This is a genomic window from Micrococcus sp. 63XJN7_8_ISO-PGPR-S23-253, assembly GCF_056173425.1.
Genome location: NZ_CM149673.1, coordinates 1074163 through 1091811, shown reverse-complemented (window position 1 = coordinate 1091811; position 17649 = coordinate 1074163). Strand labels below are relative to the sequence as shown.

General features: G+C 73.5%; 17 protein-coding genes. 5 read left to right on the top strand and 12 right to left on the bottom strand.

Features of this window, described 5'->3' with window-relative positions; translation table 11 throughout:
• The first annotated feature begins 11 nt into the window (after nt 1-11).
• Nucleotides 12-1121 carry an alpha/beta hydrolase gene (locus tag AC0VX4_RS05015; RefSeq protein ID WP_475464654.1) on the top strand — a complete coding sequence of 370 codons (1110 nt, stop codon included), beginning with the start codon at nt 12-14 and terminating at the stop codon, nt 1119-1121.
• On the opposite strand, the gene AC0VX4_RS05010 is transcribed toward AC0VX4_RS05015, so the two are convergent.
• The 10 genes from AC0VX4_RS05010 to hrcA form a co-directional block, all read right to left on the bottom strand.
• Nucleotides 1061-1924, bottom strand: coding sequence for an isoprenyl transferase (locus AC0VX4_RS05010; protein ID WP_049161858.1), 864 nt, complete (start codon nt 1922-1924; stop codon nt 1061-1063). The two genes, AC0VX4_RS05015 and AC0VX4_RS05010, sit on opposite strands and share 61 nt — an antisense overlap.
• Nucleotides 1921-2742, bottom strand: coding sequence for a DNA repair protein RecO (gene recO / locus AC0VX4_RS05005; RefSeq protein ID WP_065573094.1), 822 nt, complete (start codon nt 2740-2742; stop codon nt 1921-1923). The genes AC0VX4_RS05010 and recO overlap by 4 nt, the downstream gene beginning before the upstream one ends.
• Nucleotides 2739-4472, bottom strand: a complete 1734-nt coding sequence (gene leuA / locus AC0VX4_RS05000) for a 2-isopropylmalate synthase (protein WP_475464653.1) — start codon at nt 4470-4472, stop codon at nt 2739-2741. Before leuA ends, recO begins: the two co-directional genes overlap by 4 nt.
• Nucleotides 4473-4806: 334 nt before the next feature.
• On the bottom strand, nt 4807-5772 hold the full coding sequence (era, locus tag AC0VX4_RS04995) for a GTPase Era (protein WP_036384707.1): 966 nt from the start codon (nt 5770-5772) through the stop codon (nt 4807-4809).
• Nucleotides 5773-5815: 43 nt separating this feature from the next.
• On the bottom strand, nt 5816-7141 hold the full coding sequence (locus AC0VX4_RS04990) for a hemolysin family protein (protein ID WP_144823986.1): 1326 nt from the start codon (nt 7139-7141) through the stop codon (nt 5816-5818).
• Between the two features lie 11 nt (nt 7142-7152).
• On the bottom strand, nt 7153-7626 hold the full coding sequence (gene ybeY, locus AC0VX4_RS04985; protein WP_002853639.1) for an rRNA maturation RNase YbeY: 474 nt from the start codon (nt 7624-7626) through the stop codon (nt 7153-7155).
• A complete protein-coding gene (locus tag AC0VX4_RS04980) occupies nt 7616-8689 on the bottom strand; it encodes a PhoH family protein (RefSeq protein ID WP_060774993.1) in 1074 nt (357 codons plus the stop codon). Before AC0VX4_RS04980 ends, ybeY begins: the two co-directional genes overlap by 11 nt.
• A gap of 40 nt (nt 8690-8729) precedes the next feature.
• Entirely contained in the window at nt 8730-9491 is a 762-nt protein-coding gene (locus AC0VX4_RS04975; RefSeq protein ID WP_144823985.1) for a 16S rRNA (uracil(1498)-N(3))-methyltransferase, read from the bottom strand.
• Nucleotides 9488-10621 carry a molecular chaperone DnaJ gene (dnaJ, locus tag AC0VX4_RS04970; protein ID WP_144823983.1) on the bottom strand — a complete coding sequence of 378 codons (1134 nt, stop codon included), beginning with the start codon at nt 10619-10621 and terminating at the stop codon, nt 9488-9490. Before dnaJ ends, AC0VX4_RS04975 begins: the two co-directional genes overlap by 4 nt.
• Before the next feature lie 75 nt (nt 10622-10696).
• Nucleotides 10697-11710 carry a heat-inducible transcriptional repressor HrcA gene (hrcA, locus tag AC0VX4_RS04965; protein WP_475464652.1) on the bottom strand — a complete coding sequence of 338 codons (1014 nt, stop codon included), beginning with the start codon at nt 11708-11710 and terminating at the stop codon, nt 10697-10699.
• Nucleotides 11711-11879: 169 nt separating this feature from the next.
• Here hrcA and AC0VX4_RS04960 point away from each other — a divergent pair, with 169 nt between their 5' ends.
• Entirely contained in the window at nt 11880-12740 is an 861-nt protein-coding gene (locus tag AC0VX4_RS04960; RefSeq protein WP_126859983.1) for a DUF3097 family protein, read from the top strand.
• A gap of 94 nt (nt 12741-12834) precedes the next feature.
• Entirely contained in the window at nt 12835-13254 is a 420-nt protein-coding gene (locus tag AC0VX4_RS04955) for a DUF4870 domain-containing protein (RefSeq protein WP_002854682.1), read from the top strand.
• 15 nt (nt 13255-13269) lie between these two features.
• Here the strand turns inward: AC0VX4_RS04955 and hemW are convergent, their stop codons facing one another.
• Together hemW and lepA are read right to left on the bottom strand one after the other, a co-directional pair.
• A complete protein-coding gene (gene hemW, locus AC0VX4_RS04950) occupies nt 13270-14550 on the bottom strand; it encodes a radical SAM family heme chaperone HemW (RefSeq protein WP_002854684.1) in 1281 nt (426 codons plus the stop codon).
• The gene (gene lepA, locus AC0VX4_RS04945) at nt 14551-16410 is read right to left on the bottom strand and encodes a translation elongation factor 4 (RefSeq protein ID WP_144823979.1); all 1860 of its coding nucleotides are present in this window, start codon (nt 16408-16410) and stop codon (nt 14551-14553) included.
• Nucleotides 16411-16521: 111 nt separating this feature from the next.
• Here lepA and AC0VX4_RS04940 point away from each other — a divergent pair, with 111 nt between their 5' ends.
• Nucleotides 16522-17184 carry a type II toxin-antitoxin system PemK/MazF family toxin gene (locus AC0VX4_RS04940; RefSeq protein WP_144823978.1) on the top strand — a complete coding sequence of 221 codons (663 nt, stop codon included), beginning with the start codon at nt 16522-16524 and terminating at the stop codon, nt 17182-17184.
• Between the two features lie 195 nt (nt 17185-17379).
• Complete coding sequence (gene rpsT / locus AC0VX4_RS04935) at nt 17380-17646, top strand: 30S ribosomal protein S20 (protein ID WP_002854699.1); 267 nt, start codon at nt 17380-17382, stop codon at nt 17644-17646.
• Nucleotides 17647-17649 lie beyond the last annotated feature (3 nt).

Genomic DNA, 17649 nt, shown 5'->3' with positions numbered 1-17649 from the left:
AGAGTGGTCGGATGGCCCGTGACCCGATCCAGCCGCCACCCCCGGACCGACCCGCCCCGCACGGCGCACCCGCCGGCGGACCGACGGAGGAGGGCACCCGCCCGTTCCTCGACGATCCGCCGGGCCTGGGCTGGGTCCCGGACGGGCTGCCGGGCTTCGAACGATGCACGCTCGGCCTCGACACCGATGAACAAGGACAGAACCTTGTCACAGTGGTGCGTCCGCGCATCGACGCCGCCCGTGACCCGGCCCGGCGGCCCATCCTCTCAGTGCACGGCTGGAGCGACTACTTCTACAACGCCCCGCTGGCCCACGCGTTCGAGACCGCCGGCTACGCGTTCCACGCCGTCGACCTGCGCCACTACGGCCGCTCGCTGCGCGCGGGGCAGACGCCCGGCTGGACGGACGACCTGGCCCGCTACGACGCGGACCTCGAGGCCGCGTTCGAGACCATCGCCCGGGACCACCCGCTGCCGCCCATCCTCATGGGGCACTCCACCGGCGGGCTGATCGCCGCGCTGTGGGCGGACCGGAATCCCGGCCGCCTCGCCGCGCTCGTGCTCAACAGCCCGTGGCTGGAGATGCAGGGCAGCGCGGGGGTGCGCCTGCTGGCGAAGTCCATCGTGGGGCCCGTCTCCGCCATGAAGCCCTACGCCATGCTCACGCTGCCGCGCATCGACCACTACTGGCGCACCCTCTCGGACCAGGCCGAGGGCGAATGGGACCTGCACCCGCTCTGGCGCCCCCCGCACGCGTTCGAGGTGCCGGCCGCCTGGCTGAGCGCGGTCCTCTCGGGGCACCGGGCCGTGGCCGGGCGGCTCGACGTCTCCGTCCCGATCCTCGTGCTCGTCTCCGCGCGTGGGCATCGGGGCACGTCCTACGGCGAGGCGATGCTGACCTCGGACATCGTCCTGGACCCCGACGCCATGGCCCGCCGCTCCCTGCGGCTCGGCGACCGGGTGACCGTCCACCGGCTCCCCGACGCGCTGCACGACGTGTTCGCCTCCCCCGCGTCGGTGCGCGAGGCGGCCGGTGCCGCGACGCTCACGTGGCTGGGAGCCTACGCGCCGCCGTCGGCGTCCGAGGCCGAGTCCGGCGCGCCGGACGACGGCGCCGGCTGAGGGGTGTCCACGGCGCCGCCGTAGCGGCGGTCCCGTCGGGCGTAGGTCTCGACGGCGGCCCACAGGGTCCGCCGGTCGACGTCCGGCCACAGCACGTCCAGGAACAGCAGCTCCGCGTAGGCGGACTGCCACAGCAGATAGTTGGACAGGCGCTGCTCCCCCGAGGTCCGCAGGAACAGGTCCACGTCCGGGACGACGTCGACGTCCTGACCCGTGCGGAAACCGCGGTCGAGGTAGCGGGTGATGACGTCCTCGCTGATCTCGCCCGGCCGCATCCGGCCGGCCCGGACCTCTTCGGCGATCGCCTGGACGCCGTCCAGGATCTCGGCCCGGCTGCCGTAGTTCACGCACATGTGCAGCGTGGTCCCGGTGTTGTGGCGCGTGAGCTCCTCGGCCTCCTGCAGCTCCCGGATCACGGGGGTCCAGAGGCGCGGGGCCCGCCCGTTCCACCGGATCCGCACGTTCCACGAGTGCAGGGTGTCCCGCTGCCGGCGCAGCACGTCCCGGGAGAAGCCCATGAGGAAGCGCACCTCCTCCGCCGAGCGCCGCCAGTTCTCCGTGGAGAACGCATACGCGGACACGTGGCCGATCCCCAGCTCCACCGCCCCGGCGACGACGTCCAGCAGGGCCGCCTCGCCGGCCCGGTGGCCCTCGGTGCGGGGCAGGCCGCGCTGGTTGGCCCACCGACCGTTGCCGTCCATCACGATCGCCACGTGCCGGGGCACGAAACGCGGATCGATCCGCGGGGCGACCGCACCCGAGGGGTGCGGCGGCGGGGGCTGCGGGGCACGGTCGGCGCTCATGGTCTCCTCTCGACGCGCGGGGCGGGGAGGCCGAGGTCCTGGTCCAGGACGGACAGGGACACCAGGCGCCGCTCGGCGTGGAACTGCAGGTACGCCGCCACGATACCGGCCGCCTCTCGGCGGGCGGGGCCCCCGGAGGCGTCCGCGGTGGCCCAGTCCCCCGCTGCAAGGGCCGAGAGCAGATCGAAGGTCTCCGGGGCCGGGTGCGCGGCACCGGGTGGCCTGCACTCCGGGCAGACGGCCCCGCCGAGGCCCACGTGCAGCGCCGTGTGCGGGCCGGGGGCGCCGCAGCGGGCGCACCGGTCGAAGGTGGGGGCCCAGCCGGCCTGGGCGAGCGCGCGCAGCAGGAACGAGTGCAGGATCAGCCGCGGGTCGTGCGCGCCACGGGCCAGCGCGGCCAGCGCGCCGTGGAACAGGCGGTACTGGGCGCGCCGGCCGTCGTCGTCGACCGCGGGGACCCGCTCGACGGCCTCGGCGAGGGCGCCGGCGACGGTGTAGGCGTCGTAGTCGGCGGCCAGCATCGTCGCGTACGGGTGCAGCAGCTGCGCCTGGCTCACGGTGTGCAGCTCGCCCCGGCCGCGTGCGAGCTGGAGCGTGGAGTGCATGAACGGCTCCACCACCGAGCCCAGCCGGGAGGATGTCTTGCGCACCCCCTTGGCCACGGCCCGGACCAGGCCGTGCTCGGGGGTGAGCGCCTCGACGATGCGATCGGCCTCCCCCAGACGGTGGGTGCGCAGCACGATGGCCTCGGTGCGGAATGAGTTCGCCGCGTAGCCGCCGTGCCGCGCACCCCGCCGGGAGGAGCCGGAGCCGCTCACGCGCGCAGGGCGCGGTTCACCGCGGACACCACGGCCTTCAGCGAGGCGGTGGTGGTGTTGTGGTCCAGGCCGACGCCCCAGAGGACGCGGTCGCCCACGGCCGCCTCCACGTAGGCGGCGGCCATGGCCGCGCCGCCCTCGGACAGTGCGTGCTCCGAGTAGTCGAGCACGCGGACGTCCATGCCCTCCTCACCGAGGATGCGCAGGAACGCGTCGATCGGGCCGTTGCCCTGCGCCGTGCGGGTCTGCGTGACGCCGTCGACCTCGAGCTCGGCCTCCATCCGGAACGCGCCGTCCTCGCCGGAGGCCGAGGAGACCGAGCGGAGCCGGTAGTGGCCCCACTGCGCCTCCGCCGCGTCGGCGGGCAGGTACTCGTCCTGGAACACGCGCCACAGGTCGGCGCCGGAGACCTCGCCGCCCTGGGCGTCGGCCAGATCCTGGATGACGTGGGAGAACTCGATCTGCGCGCGGCGCGGCAGGTCCAGGTTGTGCTCGGACTTGAGCAGGTAGGCGACGCCGCCCTTGCCGGACTGCGAGTTCACGCGGATGACGGCTTCGTACGAGCGGCCGATGTCCTTCGGGTCGATGGGCAGGTACGGCACGGCCCACGGGATGCCGTCCACGTCCGTGCCGGCCGCCTTCGCGTCGACCTCCATGGCCTCGAAGCCCTTCTTGATGGCGTCCTGGTGGGAGCCGGAGAAGGCCGTGAAGACGAGGTCGCCGCCCCACGGCGAGCGCTCGGGCACGGCCAGCTGGTTGCAGTACTCGACCGTGCGCTTGATGTGGTCCATGTCGGAGAAGTCGATCATGGGGTCGACGCCCTGCGAGTACAGGTTCATGCCCAGCGTCACCAGGTCGACGTTGCCGGTGCGCTCGCCGTTGCCGAACAGGCATCCCTCGGTGCGGTCCGCCCCGGCCAGGTAGCCCAGCTCGGCGGCGGCCACGCCCGTGCCGCGGTCGTTGTGCGGGTGCAGGGAGAGGATGAGCGAGTCGCGGTGCTCCAGGTTGCGGTGCATCCACTCGATCGAGTCGGCGTACACGTTCGGGGTGGACATCTCCACCGTCGCCGGCAGGTTCAGGATCATCTTGCGGTCGGTGGAGGCCTCCAGGACCGTGGCCACCTCGTCCGAGATGCGCCGGGCGAACTCGAGCTCGGTGCCCGTGTAGGACTCGGGCGAGTACTCGTAGGTGATCTGCGTGCCCTTGAGCTGCTCCTCGAACTTCTTCACCAGGCGCGCGCCGGAGGTCGCGATGTCCACGATCCCGTCCTCGTCCTGCCGGAACACCACGCGGCGCTGCAGCACCGACGTCGAGTTGTACAGGTGCACGATGGCCCGGTCGGCGCCCTCGAGCGCCTCGAAGGTGCGCTCGATCAGGTGCTCACGGGACTGGGTGAGGACCTGGATGGTGACGTCGTCCGGGATGTGGTCGCCCTCGATGAGCTGGCGGACGAAGTCGTAGTCGGTCTGCGAGGCGGACGGGAAGCCGACCTCGATCTCCTTGAAGCCCATGCCGACGAGCAGCTGGAACATGCGCAGCTTGCGCTCGGGGCCCATGGGGTCGATCAGGGCCTGGTTGCCGTCGCGCAGGTCCACGGCGCACCACAGCGGCGCCTTCTCGATGACCTTGTCCGGCCAGGTGCGGTCCGGCAGGGCGACCTCGATCTGGTCCTGGAACGGGACGTACTTGTGGAACTTCATCCCCGACGACTTCTGCAGGTGGGCGCTCATGCGTGTTCTCCCTCGACGTGCGCGCGGCGGGCGCGCGAAAGGTGGATGGTCGGTGGCCGGGCCGGGAGGTCAGAGGCTCCGCACGGGGTGTCCGGTCCGGTGGGAGGCGTCCTGCCTCCGCATGCGCTCAGGCGGCGTGGATCGCGGCCTGGCACGGGGACCCCGTGCGGCCGGGAAGTAGCAGGCGGGCCGTGGCCGGCGCTGTCGTCGCGAGGCGGGGGGACATGCCCCCGACCCTAGCACCGAGGTGGGCCGGGCCACAGGAGGCCGTCCCCGTGTGACGCACGACGACGGCGGCCCGCTCCGGCGCGCGCGCCGGGCCGGGGCCTCGGGCTCAGAAGCCGAGTCGGCCGAGCTGCTTGGGGTCGCGCTGCCACTCCTTGGCGACCTTGACCCGCAGGTCCAGGTGCACCTTGGTGCCGAGCATGCGCTCGATGCCCGCCCGCGCCTGCGCGCCGATCTCGCGCAGCCGGGAGCCGCCCTTGCCGATGATGATGCCCTTCTGGCTGTCCCGCTCGACGAAGACGTTCGCCCACACGTCCATCAGGGGCCGGTCCGCGGGGCGGTCCTCGCGCAGGGACATCTCCTCGACCACCACGGCCACCGAGTGCGGCAGCTCGTCGCGCACGCCCTCCAGGGCCGCCTCCCGGATGAGCTCGGCGACCATGATCGCCTCCGGCTCGTCCGTGAGCTCGCCGTCGGGGTACAGGGGCGGCCCGGCCGGCAGCAGGCCCGCGAAGACGCCCAGGACGTCGTCGACCTGGCGGCCGGCCACCGCCGAGACCGGCACGACGGCCGCGAAGCCCTCCCCGCCGTTCTCCGGCCCGAGGACCTCGTCGCCCAGCGCGGTCACGGCCACGAGCTGCGCCATGAGCTGCTCCGGACCCACCTTGTCCGTCTTGGTGACCACGGCGACCACCGGGGTGCGGTGCAGGTACGAGAGCTGCTGGGCGATGAACCGGTCGCCGGGGCCGATCGCCTCGTCGGCCGGCAGGCACATGCCCACGGCGTCGACCTCGTTGAGCGTCTCCGCCACGAGGTCGTTGAGGCGCTCGCCGAGCAGGGTGCGGGGCCGGTGCAGGCCCGGGGTGTCCACGAGCACGAGCTGGAAGTCCTCGCGGTGGACGATCCCGCGGATGGTGTGGCGCGTGGTCTGGGGTTTGGAGGAGGTGATCGCCACCTTCTCCCCCACCAGCGCGTTGGTGAGCGTGGACTTGCCGGCGTTCGGCCGGCCCACGAGCGAGACGAAGCCGGAACGGAAGCCGTCCGCGGCGCGGGCCGGATCGACGAGATCGGTCATGGGGTCATCCTTGTCAGGCGGGGCGTGGGGTGGGGCGGCCGGCTCAGGCCACGGGGTCGGCGGGCTCGGCGCCGTAGGCCTGCTCCTCGCGCCGGCGCAGCCGCACCGGGCGGTCGGGGGTCTCGGAGACGCGCAGGCGCGCGACCCGGTTGCGGCGGGGCTCGAGGGTGTCCGCGACGAGCTCGATCCCCTGGACCACGACGCGCGAACCCTGGATCGGGACGCGGCCGAGCTCCTTGGCGAGGAGGCCGCCGACCGTGTCAACGTCGTCGTCCTCGTCCTCCTCCGGCAGCTCGAACTCCTCCCGGAAGTCGTGGATGCCCATGCGCGCGTCGACGGAGTAGACGCCGGGCGCGACGAACTCCACCTCGGGGCGGTCCGGGTGGTCGTCCTCGTCGTAGATCTCGCCGACGATCTCCTCGATGAGGTCCTCGAGCGTCACGAGCCCCGCCGTGCCGCCGTACTCGTCCACCACCACGGCCACGTGGGTGGACTCGCGCTGCAGCTCCTGCAGGAGGGTCGCCACGGACTTCGACTCGGGGACGAAGCGGACGTCGCGCATGACCTCGGTGACGGGGGTGTCGGTCGCGGCGCCGTCGTGGTGCAGGGCGCGGGTGACGTCCTTGAGGTGCAGCATGCCCCGGATGTCGTCGGCGTCCTCGCCGATCACCGGGATGCGGGAGTTGCCGGAGCGCAGGAACAGGGCCATGGCCTGGCCGAGCGTGTGGTCGGCGTCGATCGTGACGACGTCGGTGCGCGGCACCATGACGGAGCGGACGATGGTGTCGTTCATGGAGAACACCGACTGGATCAGCTCCGCCTCGGAGTCGGCGAGCACGTCCGCGTCGTGGGCGCGGGCGACGAACTCGCGCAGGTGGCGCTCCTGGAAGTCGTCCTCGTCCTCCGGCTCGACCTCGCGACGGCGCCGGTCCCGGTCCAGGCGGGCGGCGAGCGGGCCCAGGGCTCGGCGGAGCACCCACACCAGACCGCCGAGGCGGCGGGCGACGGCGGCCTCGTTGCGGGAGCCGATCGGCCGCGGGCTCCAGACGCCCAGCAGGGCGGCCACGCCCACGAGCACGACCGCGGCGATCGCCACGGCGAGCCACGTGTCGTCCACCACCGCGTCGGCGGCCGCGGTCAGGCAGACGGCCGACAGGGCCTCGGCCACGAACCGCCAGACCCGCAGGGCCCCGAGGTGGCTCTCCCGCTCGCGGGCGATCTCCAGTGCCTTGGAGCCGGGCTGCTCGCGGACGATGTCCTCCGCGTCCCGCCGGGAGAGGTAGGAGAACGCGGACTCGGCCAGGGACAGCGTCCAGGTCAGGCCGAGGAAGACCAGGAAGAGGGCGAAGAGGAGGGCGGGCGTCAGCATGGGCGGTGCCCTCAGTCCTCGACGGTGGGGGCCGGGGCGGGCCGGCCGAGGACCTCGGACACGAGCCGATCCTGGAGGCCGAACATCTCCTCGCGGTCGGCGTCCTCGAGATGGTCGTACCCCAGCAGGTGGAGCATGCCGTGGGTGAGCAGCAGAAGCAGCTCGTCGTCACGGGAGTGCCCGCCGCGCGCGGCCTGCTCGGCGGCGACCTCGGGGCAGAGCACGACGTCCCCGAGCACGCCCTCGGCCGGCGCCTCGGGCGAGCCGGGGGTCAGCTCGTCCATGGGCAGGCTCATCACGTCGGTGGGCCCGGGCAGGTCCATCCACTCCTCGTGCAGCTCGGCCATGCGTGCGGCGTCCACGACGGTCACGGCCGTCTCGGCGCGCTCGTGGACGTGCAGGCGCGTGTAGACGTGCCGGGCCATGCGCAGCAGCGCGTCCTCGGGGACCTCGATCCCCGACTCGTTCAGGATCTCAACGGCCACGGCGGGCCCCTCCTCGCTTCTGGGACCGCTCCGCGGGTCCGCGGGCGGCGTCGTAGGCGTCCACGATGGCGCTCACCAGCGAGTGCCGGACCACGTCCGAGGAGTCAAAGCGGACCACCTCCAGGCCCTCGATCCCCTCGAGCACCTCGACGGCCTGGGCCAGGCCGGACTGGGTGCCGCGCGGCAGGTCCACCTGCGAGGTGTCACCCGTGACGACCATGCGCGCACCGAAGCCGAGTCGGGTCAGGAACATCTTCATCTGCTCGCCGGTGGTGTTCTGGGCCTCGTCGAGGATCACGAACGCGTCGTTCAGGGTGCGGCCGCGCATGTACGCCAGCGGGGCGACCTCGATGGTCCCGGCCTCCATCAGCCGCGGGATCGACTCGGGCTCGATCATGTCGTGCAGCGCGTCGTACAGGGGACGCAGGTACGGGTCGATCTTCTCGGAGAGCCCACCGGGCAGGAAGCCGAGCCGCTCGCCGGCCTCGACGGCCGGGCGGGTGAGGATGATCCGGTTGACCTCCTTGGCCTGCAGCGCCTGCACGGCCTTGGCCATGGCCAGGTAGGTCTTGCCGGTGCCGGCCGGGCCGACGCCGAAGACGACGGTGGAGCGGTCGATCGCCTCCACGTAGTCCTGCTGGTGCAGGGTCTTCGCGCGGATGCGGCGACCCCGGCCCGAGAGGATCGAGTCCAGGTGCAGCTGACCCGCGCCGCGCCCGGTGGCGGCTCCGCGAACGTGATGGACGACCTGGCCCATCACCTCGGGGGTGACCGCCTGGTCGCGGCGGGCGATCGAGCGCAGGTCCTCGACGACGCGCCGCACCGTGGCCACGTCGGCCACCGGCCCGGCCAGGTCCAGCCGCTGGTCGCGGACCGTGACGTCCACGGTGGGGAACACGCCGCCGAGGATCCGCAGCAGGGCGTCCTGCGGTCCGAGGGTGCGGACCATGAGGTCGGCGGATTCGAACGCGACGCCCTCGTGCGCAGTGGCGGGCGGGGTCGGGGTCGTGGGGGGCACGGTCACGATGGGGCGGATCACCTCGGGGTCGCGGGGGCGGGACATCGAATCCAGTCTAGGCGTCGGTGCGCGGTCCTGCCGGGGCTCACCAGCGGCCGAGCCGGTGCTGGAGCACGGCGAGGGCGGCGGGGCCGGCCGTGGAGGCGCGCAGCACGTGCGGGCCGAGCCGCACCGGCACGGCCCCCGCGGCCACGCAGGCCTCGAGCTCGGCCGGGCCGATCCCGCCCTCGGGGCCCACGACGACGGCGATCTCGGCGGCCGCGGAGAGTCGTTCCGTCGGCACCGCGGACACCCCGCGCTCCGCGTCCTCGTGCAGCACGAGGACGAGCCGGCCGCCGTCGTCGTCCCGGACCAGCCCGGCGACCGCCGTCCCGGAGACGTGGTCCCGGACCGCGGGCACCCGGGCGCGACGCGCCTGCTTGGCGGCCGCGCGGGCCGTGTCCGCCCACTTCTGGCGGGCCTTGGCGGCCTTGGGGCCCTTCCAGCGGACGATCGAGCGCTCGGCCTCCCAGGGCACCACGGCGTCCACGCCGAGCTCGACGGCGGCCTGGACCGCCATGAGGTCCCGATCGCCCTTGGCGAGGGCCTGGACGAGCACGAGCGCCGGGGTGGGTGCCGGCTCCTCCGCCACCGCGTCCAGCCGCACGGACACCCCGTCCGGGGCGGCCGCGAGCACGGTGCCGTGGCCGAGCGTGCCCGACCCGTCGGCCAGGATCACGGCCTCCCCGGGGGCCAGGCGCATGGCCGCGGCGGCGTGGCGGGCCTCGGGGCCACCGAAGACGACCTCCACGCCGGCGCTCGCGCCGGCCAGGGCCCCCGGCTCGAGGTGGAACAGGGGGGCGGTCACAGGTTCCTCAGGTTCTCCCGCAGCCGGGCGAACATGCCCCTGGCCTGGGGTGCGCCGTGCACGACCTCCTCGCCGCGCACCTCGGCCAGGCGCTCCAGGAGCTGGCGCTGCTCGTCGTCCAGGTCGGTGGGCGTGGTGACCACCACGTCCACCTTGAGGTCACCACGGCCCTGCCCGCGCAGGCGGCCGACGCCCAGGCCGTGGAGGACCTCGACGTGACCGGACTGCACGCCCGGGTCCAGGCTGACGGACTGCTTGCCGTCCAGGGTGTCCAGCGTGACGGTGGTCCCCAGGGCCGCGGCGGCCATGGGGACGGTCACGGTGGTGGCCAGGTGGTCGCCCTCGCGGCGGAAGGTCTCGTCCGGGCGGACCGCGATCTCCACGTAGAGGTCGCCGTTCGGGCCGCCGCCCGGGCCGGCCTCGCCGCGGCCGGCGAGGTGGATGCGGGTGCCGTCGTCCACGCCCGCGGGGATGCGCAGGGTCAGCGGCGTCCGGGTGCGGACGCGGCCCTGCCCGTCGCACTCGTGGCAGGGCGTCGGGATGACGGTGCCGAACCCCTGGCAGGCGGGGCAGGCCTCGGTGGCCATGACGGTGCCCAGCAGCGACCGCACGGGGCGCTGGATCATGCCGTGGCCGTGGCAGGTCTGGCAGGTCTCCGGCTGGGTGCCGGGCTCGCAGCATGAGCCCTCGCACCGCTCGCAGCGCACGGCCGTGTCCAGCTCGATCGTCTGCTCGCCGCCGAAGACGGCGTCGCGCAGGTCGATCCGCGCGGTCACCAGGGCGTCCTGGCCGCGGCGGGCGCGGCTGGCGGGGCCGCCGCGGCCGCCCTGGCCGGCGGCGTTCATGAAGGTCTCGAAGATGTCGGCGAAGCCCCCGAAGCCGCCCGCCCCGCCGAAGCCGCCCGGGAAGCCGGCCTGGCCGTTCTCATTGCCCGTCGTGTCGTAGGCCCGGCGCCGGCCCTCGTCCGAGAGCACCTCGTAGGCGTGGGAGATGCGCTTGAACTGCTCGGCCGCCTCCGGGTCGGGGTTGACGTCCGGGTGGTGGGTGCGCGCGAGCTTGCGGTAGGCGCGGCGGATCTCCTCAGTGCTGGCGTCACGGCTGACGCCGAGCGTCTCGTAGTGGTCGGTCACGGTGGGGATTCCTCTCGGGGAGAGCGGGACGTGGGGCGATGCGGGACGGGGCCCGCCGGGACACGCGGAGGCGCGTCAGGTGGTCAGGATGCGGGAGAGATAGCGGGCGATCGCCCGGACGGCGGCCATGGTGCCCGGATAGTCCATCCGGGTCGGGCCGATGACGCCGACCTTCGCCACGGCGCCGGGGCCGTAGGCGGCCGCGACCACCGAGGTGTCCGCGAGCGATCCGGCGTTCTCGGACCCGATCCGCACGGACACCCCGTGGGCGTCCTGCTCCATCTCCGTGAGCAGGCGCAGCAGCACCACCTGCTCCTCGAGCGCCTCCAGGATCGGCCCGATGGACGCGCCGAAGTCCCCCGGGGAGCGGGCCAGGTTGGCGGTGCCGGCCAGGACGATGCGGTCCTGCCGGCCGGCCTCGAGCAGGTCGTGGACGGCCGCGGCCACGAGGGCGGCGGACTGCCGGTGCTCCGGGCGGACCCGGGTGACGACGTCGTCCACCACGGTGGCCGCCGACACCGGACCGAGCCCCAGCAGGGCGTCCAGCAGGAGGCCGCGGAGCATGGACAGCTCCGCCTCGTCGACCGGCCGGTCCAGCACGGCGTGCCGCTGGTCCACCCGTCCCGTGGACAGGATGAGGACCACGAGCACCCGCGTGGGCGTGAGGGAGACCAGTTCGAGGTGGCGGATCGTGGAGCCGTCCTCGTGGGGGAACTGCGCGACGGCGACCTGCTGGGTCAGCTGGGCCAGGAGGCGCACCGTGGACTCCATCATGTGCTCGGTGTCCGTCTCCGGGTCCAGCAGGGTCCGCACGGCCCGGCGCTCCGCCGGGGACAGCGGCTTCACCTCGGAGAGGCGGTCGACGAACACGCGGTAGCCCTTGTCCGTGGGGACGCGCCCGGCGGAGGTGTGCGGGGCCACGATGAGGCCCTCCTCCTCGAGCGCAGCCATGTCGTTGCGCACGGTCGCGGAGGACACGCCCAGGGCGTGCCGTTCCACGAGCGCCTTGGAGCCCACGGGCTCGCGCAGCGCCACGTAGTCCTCCACGATCGCCTGGAGCACCTGCAGGCGGCGGGGCTGCTCCGACATCTCGGTCCTCCTCTGGTCCGTCGGGATCCGGGGCGACCCCGGAGGTGCCCCTGACTGGCACTCCGGCGGGTCAAGTGCCAATGCTACCGTCCGACCCGGGGGACGGCCCGACCGGTCCGCACGGCTTCGCTCACGGTGATCGCCCGCCCCGTTGCTACCGTGATCTCCCATGGACTGGAGCAGCTGGGGCCCCGCGGGCCACGACGACCTGACGCGCCGCCCCACCCGGACCGTCCCCGATGTGCCCGCCGCCCCCGGCACGGTGGTCGAGGACGTGGCCTCCGGGTTCACCGGGGCCGTGATCGGCATCGAGCGCTCCGGCGGCGTGCACGTGGTGGTCCTGGAGGACCGCCGCGGCGTGCGCCGCGGCTTCCCCCTCGGCGGCGGCTTCTGGATCGACGGCGAGCCCGTGACCCTGGTCCCCCCGGCCGCCGCGGCCCCGGCGGCGCCGGCCCGCACCGCCTCCGGCTCGCGACGGGTCGAGGGGGCGCGCGCCCGCACCGCCCGCGCCTCACGCATCTGGGTGGAGGGCGTGCACGACGCCGAGCTGGTGGAGAAGGTGTGGGGCGAGGATCTGCGTCTCGAGGGCATCGTCGTGGAGCCCCTGCACGGGGTGGACGACCTCGCCGGGGCGATCCGCACGTTCGCCCCCGGCCCGCGGCGCCGGCTCGGGATCCTCGTGGACCACCTCGTCACCGGGTCCAAGGAGGAGCGCCTCGCGGCCGAGGCCATGCGCGTGCCAGGGGCCGCGGGCAACGTGCTCATCCTCGGCCACCCCTACGTGGACGTCTGGCAGGTCATCAAGCCCTCCGTCCTCGGCATCCCCGCGTGGCCCGTCGTGCCGAAGGGGCAGGACTGGAAGACGGGGATCCTGCGGGGACTGGGCTGGCCGCACGGGAGCAAGGAGGCCACGGGGCTGGGGTGGAAGCGGCTGCTCTCCCACGTCACCACGTACGCGGACCTCGAGCCGTCCCTGCTGGGCCGCGTGGAGGAGCTCATCGACTTCCTCACCGCCGCACCCGAGCACTGATCTCGGCGCGGCCACCGCCCGCCCGCGCTATGCTGGCCCATGCCCTGCGCCCGGTCCCCGGCGCGCGGGTCCCGCGATCCAGGAGGAGCCCCTCGTGAACACCCGCGCGCAGCCCGACGCCGGCCGCACCGGCCACGGCCCGCCCGCCTGGCTCGTCTCGGCCGGCGGCCGCGGCGCCCCGCTCACGGCGAAGCAGGACCGTGACCGCGCGGCGCTGGCCCACCTCAGTTTGGCGTTCGGCGTGCTCGGCCCCCTGGTCGTGTGGCTGCTCTACCGCGACCGCGGCCCGTTCACCTCGCAGGAGTCGCGGGAGGCCCTGAACTTCTCCGGGCCGCCCACGCTCATCACGCTCCTGTTCTTCTTCCTGTCCCTGCTGCCGGTGGTCGGCCCGATCTTCGCGATCCTCGGCGCGCTCACGTGGGCCGCCATGGCGGTCTACGGCGTGATGGGCGCCTCGCACGTGTCCAAGGGCCGTCCGTTCCGGTACCCGTTCAACCTGCGCATCCTGCGCTGACCCGGGGCCGGTCGGTCAGAAGCCGGCCAGAGCCCGGACGATCGCGTCGTTGCGCAGCCGCCCCTCGAGCGTCGGGACGATGCTGCCGTTGACGGCGGCACGCCCGTCCAGCAGGCCCGCGGCGATGAGTTCGGCGATCGCCCCGCGGATCCGTGCGGCCTCCCCCGGCGTCTCCGAGACGAGCTCCGCGGTCGGGAGCCCGTCCACCGTGCGCACCGCGAGCATGATGCGCTCGAGTCGCCGCGCGTCGGCGTCGGGCCGCTCGCGGCCCACGGCGGGGGTGACCCCCGTGGCCAGCCGCTGCGCGTAGGCGGCGGGGTGCTTGGCGTTCCAGAACCGGACGCCGGCGAGGTGCGAGTGCGCGCCCGGGCCGATCCCCCACCAGTCCTGGTCCTCCCAGTACGCCACGTTGTGCCGCGCGCGGTGGACCCCGGACCCCTGCGGGTCCCGCGCCCAGTTGGACACCTCGTACCAGCGGTAGCCGGCGGCGCTGAGCAGCTCCTCGGCGAGCAGGTACTTGTCCGCCTGGTCGTCGGGGTCCACGTCCGCCACCTCGCCGCGGGCCACCTGGGCCCCGAGCTTGGTGCCCTCCTCCACGATCAGCGAGTACGCGCTCACGTGGTCCGGGGCCAGGGCGACGGCGGCCTCGAGCGTGGCCCGCCAGTCGGCGAGGGACTCTCCCGCGGTCCCGTAGATCAGGTCCAGGGACACCTCCAGGCCGGCCTCCCGGGCCGCGGCGACGGCGGCGGGGACGGACTCGGGCCGATGGGTGCGCTCGAGCGTGGCGAGCACGTGCGGCACCGCGGACTGCATGCCCAGGGAGAGGCGGGTGAAGCCGCCGGCCGCGAGCTCACGGGCGTACTCCGGGGTGATGGTGTCCGGGTTGGCCTCGGTGGTGACCTCCGCGCCGGGCGCGATCCCGAACCGGTCCACCGCCGCCTGGAGGATGCGCACGAGGTCCGCGGCCGGCAGGAGCGTGGGCGTGCCGCCGCCGAAGAACACCGTGTGCAGCGGGCGGGCGGGCACGTCCGAGGACGCGAGCACGTCCGCGGCGAAGTCCAGCTCCGTGACCGCCGACTCCCAGTAGTCGCCACGACCCGCGCCGGGGCCGAGGTCGACGGCCGTGTACGTGTTGAAGTCGCAGTAGCCGCAGCGCACGGTGCAGAACGGCACGTGGACGTACAGGCTGAAGGTGCGCGCCGCGCCGTCGCCGGCGGCCGCGCGCACCCGCTGCCCGACGTCGGCCGGCAGCCGGCCGTCGTCGGGGACGGGCTCGCCGAGGGGCAGGGCGGGCACTTACTTCTTCGCCGCCTGGTCGGCGCCGGCGCCGTCCGAGGACAGGGCGGCGATGAAGGCCTCCTGCGGGACCTCGACCCGGCCGACCATCTTCATGCGCTTCTTGCCCTCCTTCTGCTTCTCGAGCAGCTTGCGCTTGCGGGAGATGTCGCCGCCGTAGCACTTGGAGAGCACGTCCTTGCGGATCGCGCGGATGTTCTCGCGGGCGATGATGCGCGAGCCGATGGCGGCCTGGATCGGCACCTCGTACTGCTGGCGCGGGATCAGCTCCTTGAGCTTGCCCGTCATCATCACGCCGTACGCATAGGCGTTGTCCTTGTGGGTGATGGAGGAGAACGCGTCCACCTGTTCGCCCTGGAGCAGGATGTCCACCTTGACGAGGTCGGCCGCCTGGTCGCCGTCGGCCTTCCAGTCCAGCGAGGCGTACCCCTTGGTGCGGGACTTGAGCTGGTCGAAGAAGTCGAACACGATCTCGGCCAGCGGGATCCAGTAGCGGATCTCCACCCGTTCCTCGGAGAGGTAGTCCATGCCCTTGAGGTTGCCGCGCTTGGCCTGGCACAGCTCCATGACGGCGCCGATGAACTCGGCCGGCACGATGATCGTGGCCGAGGCCATGGGCTCGCGCACCTCGAGGATCTTGCCCTCGGGGAACTCGGAGGGGTTGGTCACGGTGACGACCTCACGGTCCTCCCGGGTGACCTCGTAGACCACGTTGGGCGCGGTGGAGATGAGGTCGAGGTCGAACTCGCGCTCGAGGCGCTCGCGCACGATCTCCAGATGCAGCAGACCGAGGAAGCCGACGCGGAAGCCGAAGCCCAGCGCGACCGAGGTCTCGGGCTCGTAGACGAGCGCGGCGTCGTTGAGCTTGAGCTTGTCCAGGGCGTCACGCAGCACGGGATAGTCCGAGCCGTCGATGGGGTAGAGGCCTGAGAACACCATGGGCTTGGGGTCCTCGTAGCCACCCAGGGACTGCTCGGCCGGGTGGGCGTGGTTGGTGACCGTGTCGCCCACCTTGGACTGCCGCACGTCCTTCACGCCGGTGATGAGGTAGCCCACCTCGCCCGCGGCCAGGCCCTTCGTGGGCACGGGCTCCGGGGAGGAGACGCCGATCTCGAGGAGCTCGTAGGTGGTGCCCGTGGACATCATGCGGACCTTCTCCCGCGGGGAGAGCCGGCCGTCCACGACGCGCACGTACGTGACGACGCCCCGGTAGGTGTCGTACACGGAGTCGAAGATCATCGCGCGGGCCGGGGCGTCCGCGTCGCCCTCCGGGCTGGGGACGGCGCGGACCACGCGGTCCAGCAGCTCCTCGACGCCGACGCCCGTCTTGCCGGACACGCGCAGCACGTTTTCGGGCTCGCAGCCGATCAGGGAGGCCAGCTCGGCCGCGTAGCGGTCCGGATCCGCGGCGGGCAGGTCGATCTTGTTGAGCACGGGGATGATCTCCAGCTCGTGCTCCATGGCGAGGTAGAGGTTCGCCAGGGTCTGGGCCTCGATTCCCTGGGCGGCGTCCACCAGCAGGATCGCCCCCTCGCACGCGGCCAGCGAGCGGGAGACCTCGTAGGTGAAGTCCACGTGCCCGGGGGTGTCGATCATGTTCAGGGCGTGGTCCACCCCGTCCACGGACCAGGGCATGCGCACGGCCTGGGACTTGATGGTGATGCCGCGCTCACGCTCGATGTCCATGCGGTCCAGGTACTGGGCCTTCATGTCGCGGGGCTGCACGACGCCGGTGGACTGCAGCATGCGGTCCGCCAGCGTGGACTTGCCGTGGTCGATGTGGGCGATGATGCAGAAGTTGCGGATCACCGAGGGGTCGGTGGCAGCGGGCACCGGGGGGTTCGACGCCAGGGGCGACACGGGCACTTCCTCTACGGGTGACGGGGACGGGACTCTGACCGCCTAGTCTCTCATGTCCCGCCGCCGACCCGACCCGGACGCCGGGCCCGCGCGTCCACTAGATTCACGCCCATGGCCTTCGACCTGCATCGCGCCCTGTCCCTCGGCCGCCGGACGGCACGCCTGATCGGCGCCCTCCGCGGCGACGCCCGGCCGCGTCGGGCCGCCTCCGAGGAAGGTCGACGGGCCGGCGACCGGAGCGGCCCGTCGCCCTTCCCGGGCCCGCCCGGGCCTGCCGGGCCCGCGTGGGACCCCACGGAGCCCACCGACTCGTGGCCGATGCCCGGGCCCGGGCAGGAGCGCCGGCCCCGGCGACAGGACGCCGGCCGCCACGTGTCCCTGCCGGACTTCACCGGGCCCGTCCGCGTCGAGTACGCGCCCGTGCCCGGGCCGACGGCCGGGCCGGGCGAGGTCGTGTGGACCTGGGTGCCGTACGAGGAGATGGACGGCCGGGGCAAGGACCGCCCCGTGCTCCTGATCGGCCGGGACGGGGCGCACCTGCTCGGACTCATGCTGACCAGCCGGGACCGGAACAACGCGCTGGCCCGGGACGAGGACTACGTCGACGTGGGCTCGGGCGCCTGGGACCGGTCCGGCCGCGCCTCGGAGGCGAAGCTGGACCGGGTGGTCCGCGTGGATCCGGCCGCGGTGCGCCGGGAGGGCGGCGTCCTGGACCGGGCGGCGTTCGACGGGGTCACGGCCGCGCTGGCCCGCGCCCGGCGGCGGGGGCGCTGAGTCCGCCGCGCGGATCGCAGGGTCTGGGTGGTAGGATCGTCCGCATTGTGTCCGCCGGTCGACGGGCACCCCCGGAACGGGTCATCATCGGTGTTCCCCACGCCGCTCAGTCCACGGATCCGGGCACCCTCCACGACCCCCTGTTCATGCGGCGCCCGGACCCTCGTCCGCGCCGCCGACGACGAAGGACCCGATTTGGCTAACATCAAGTCCCAGAAGAAGCGCATCCTCACCAACGAGAAGGCGCGCCAGCGCAACGTCGCGGTGAAGTCCGAGCTGAAGACCGCCATCCGCGCCGTGGACAAGGCCGTCGCCGCCGGCGAGGCCGAGGCCGCCGCCGCCGCGCTGCGCACCGCCTCCCGCAAGCTGGACAAGGCCGCTTCGAAGGGCGTCATCCACAAGAACCAGGCCGCGAACCGCAAGTCCGGCATCGCCGCCCGCGTGAAGGCCCTCCTCGGCTGATCC

Coding starts and splice junctions, on each gene's coding strand:
- AC0VX4_RS04940 (WP_144823978.1), top strand. CDS start 16,522: ATGGCCTTCGACCTGCATCGCGCCCTGTCCCTCGGCCGCCGGACGGCA.
- AC0VX4_RS04960 (WP_126859983.1), top strand. CDS start 11,880: ATGGACTGGAGCAGCTGGGGCCCCGCGGGCCACGACGACCTGACGCGC.
- AC0VX4_RS05015 (WP_475464654.1), top strand. CDS start 12: ATGGCCCGTGACCCGATCCAGCCGCCACCCCCGGACCGACCCGCCCCG.
- AC0VX4_RS04980 (WP_060774993.1), bottom strand. CDS start 8,689: ATGTCCCGCCCCCGCGACCCCGAGGTGATCCGCCCCATCGTGACCGTG.
- era (WP_036384707.1), bottom strand. CDS start 5,772: ATGACCGATCTCGTCGATCCGGCCCGCGCCGCGGACGGCTTCCGTTCC.
- hrcA (WP_475464652.1), bottom strand. CDS start 11,710: ATGTCGGAGCAGCCCCGCCGCCTGCAGGTGCTCCAGGCGATCGTGGAG.
- AC0VX4_RS05010 (WP_049161858.1), bottom strand. CDS start 1,924: ATGAGCGCCGACCGTGCCCCGCAGCCCCCGCCGCCGCACCCCTCGGGT.
- AC0VX4_RS04990 (WP_144823986.1), bottom strand. CDS start 7,141: ATGCTGACGCCCGCCCTCCTCTTCGCCCTCTTCCTGGTCTTCCTCGGC.
- leuA (WP_475464653.1), bottom strand. CDS start 4,472: ATGAGCGCCCACCTGCAGAAGTCGTCGGGGATGAAGTTCCACAAGTAC.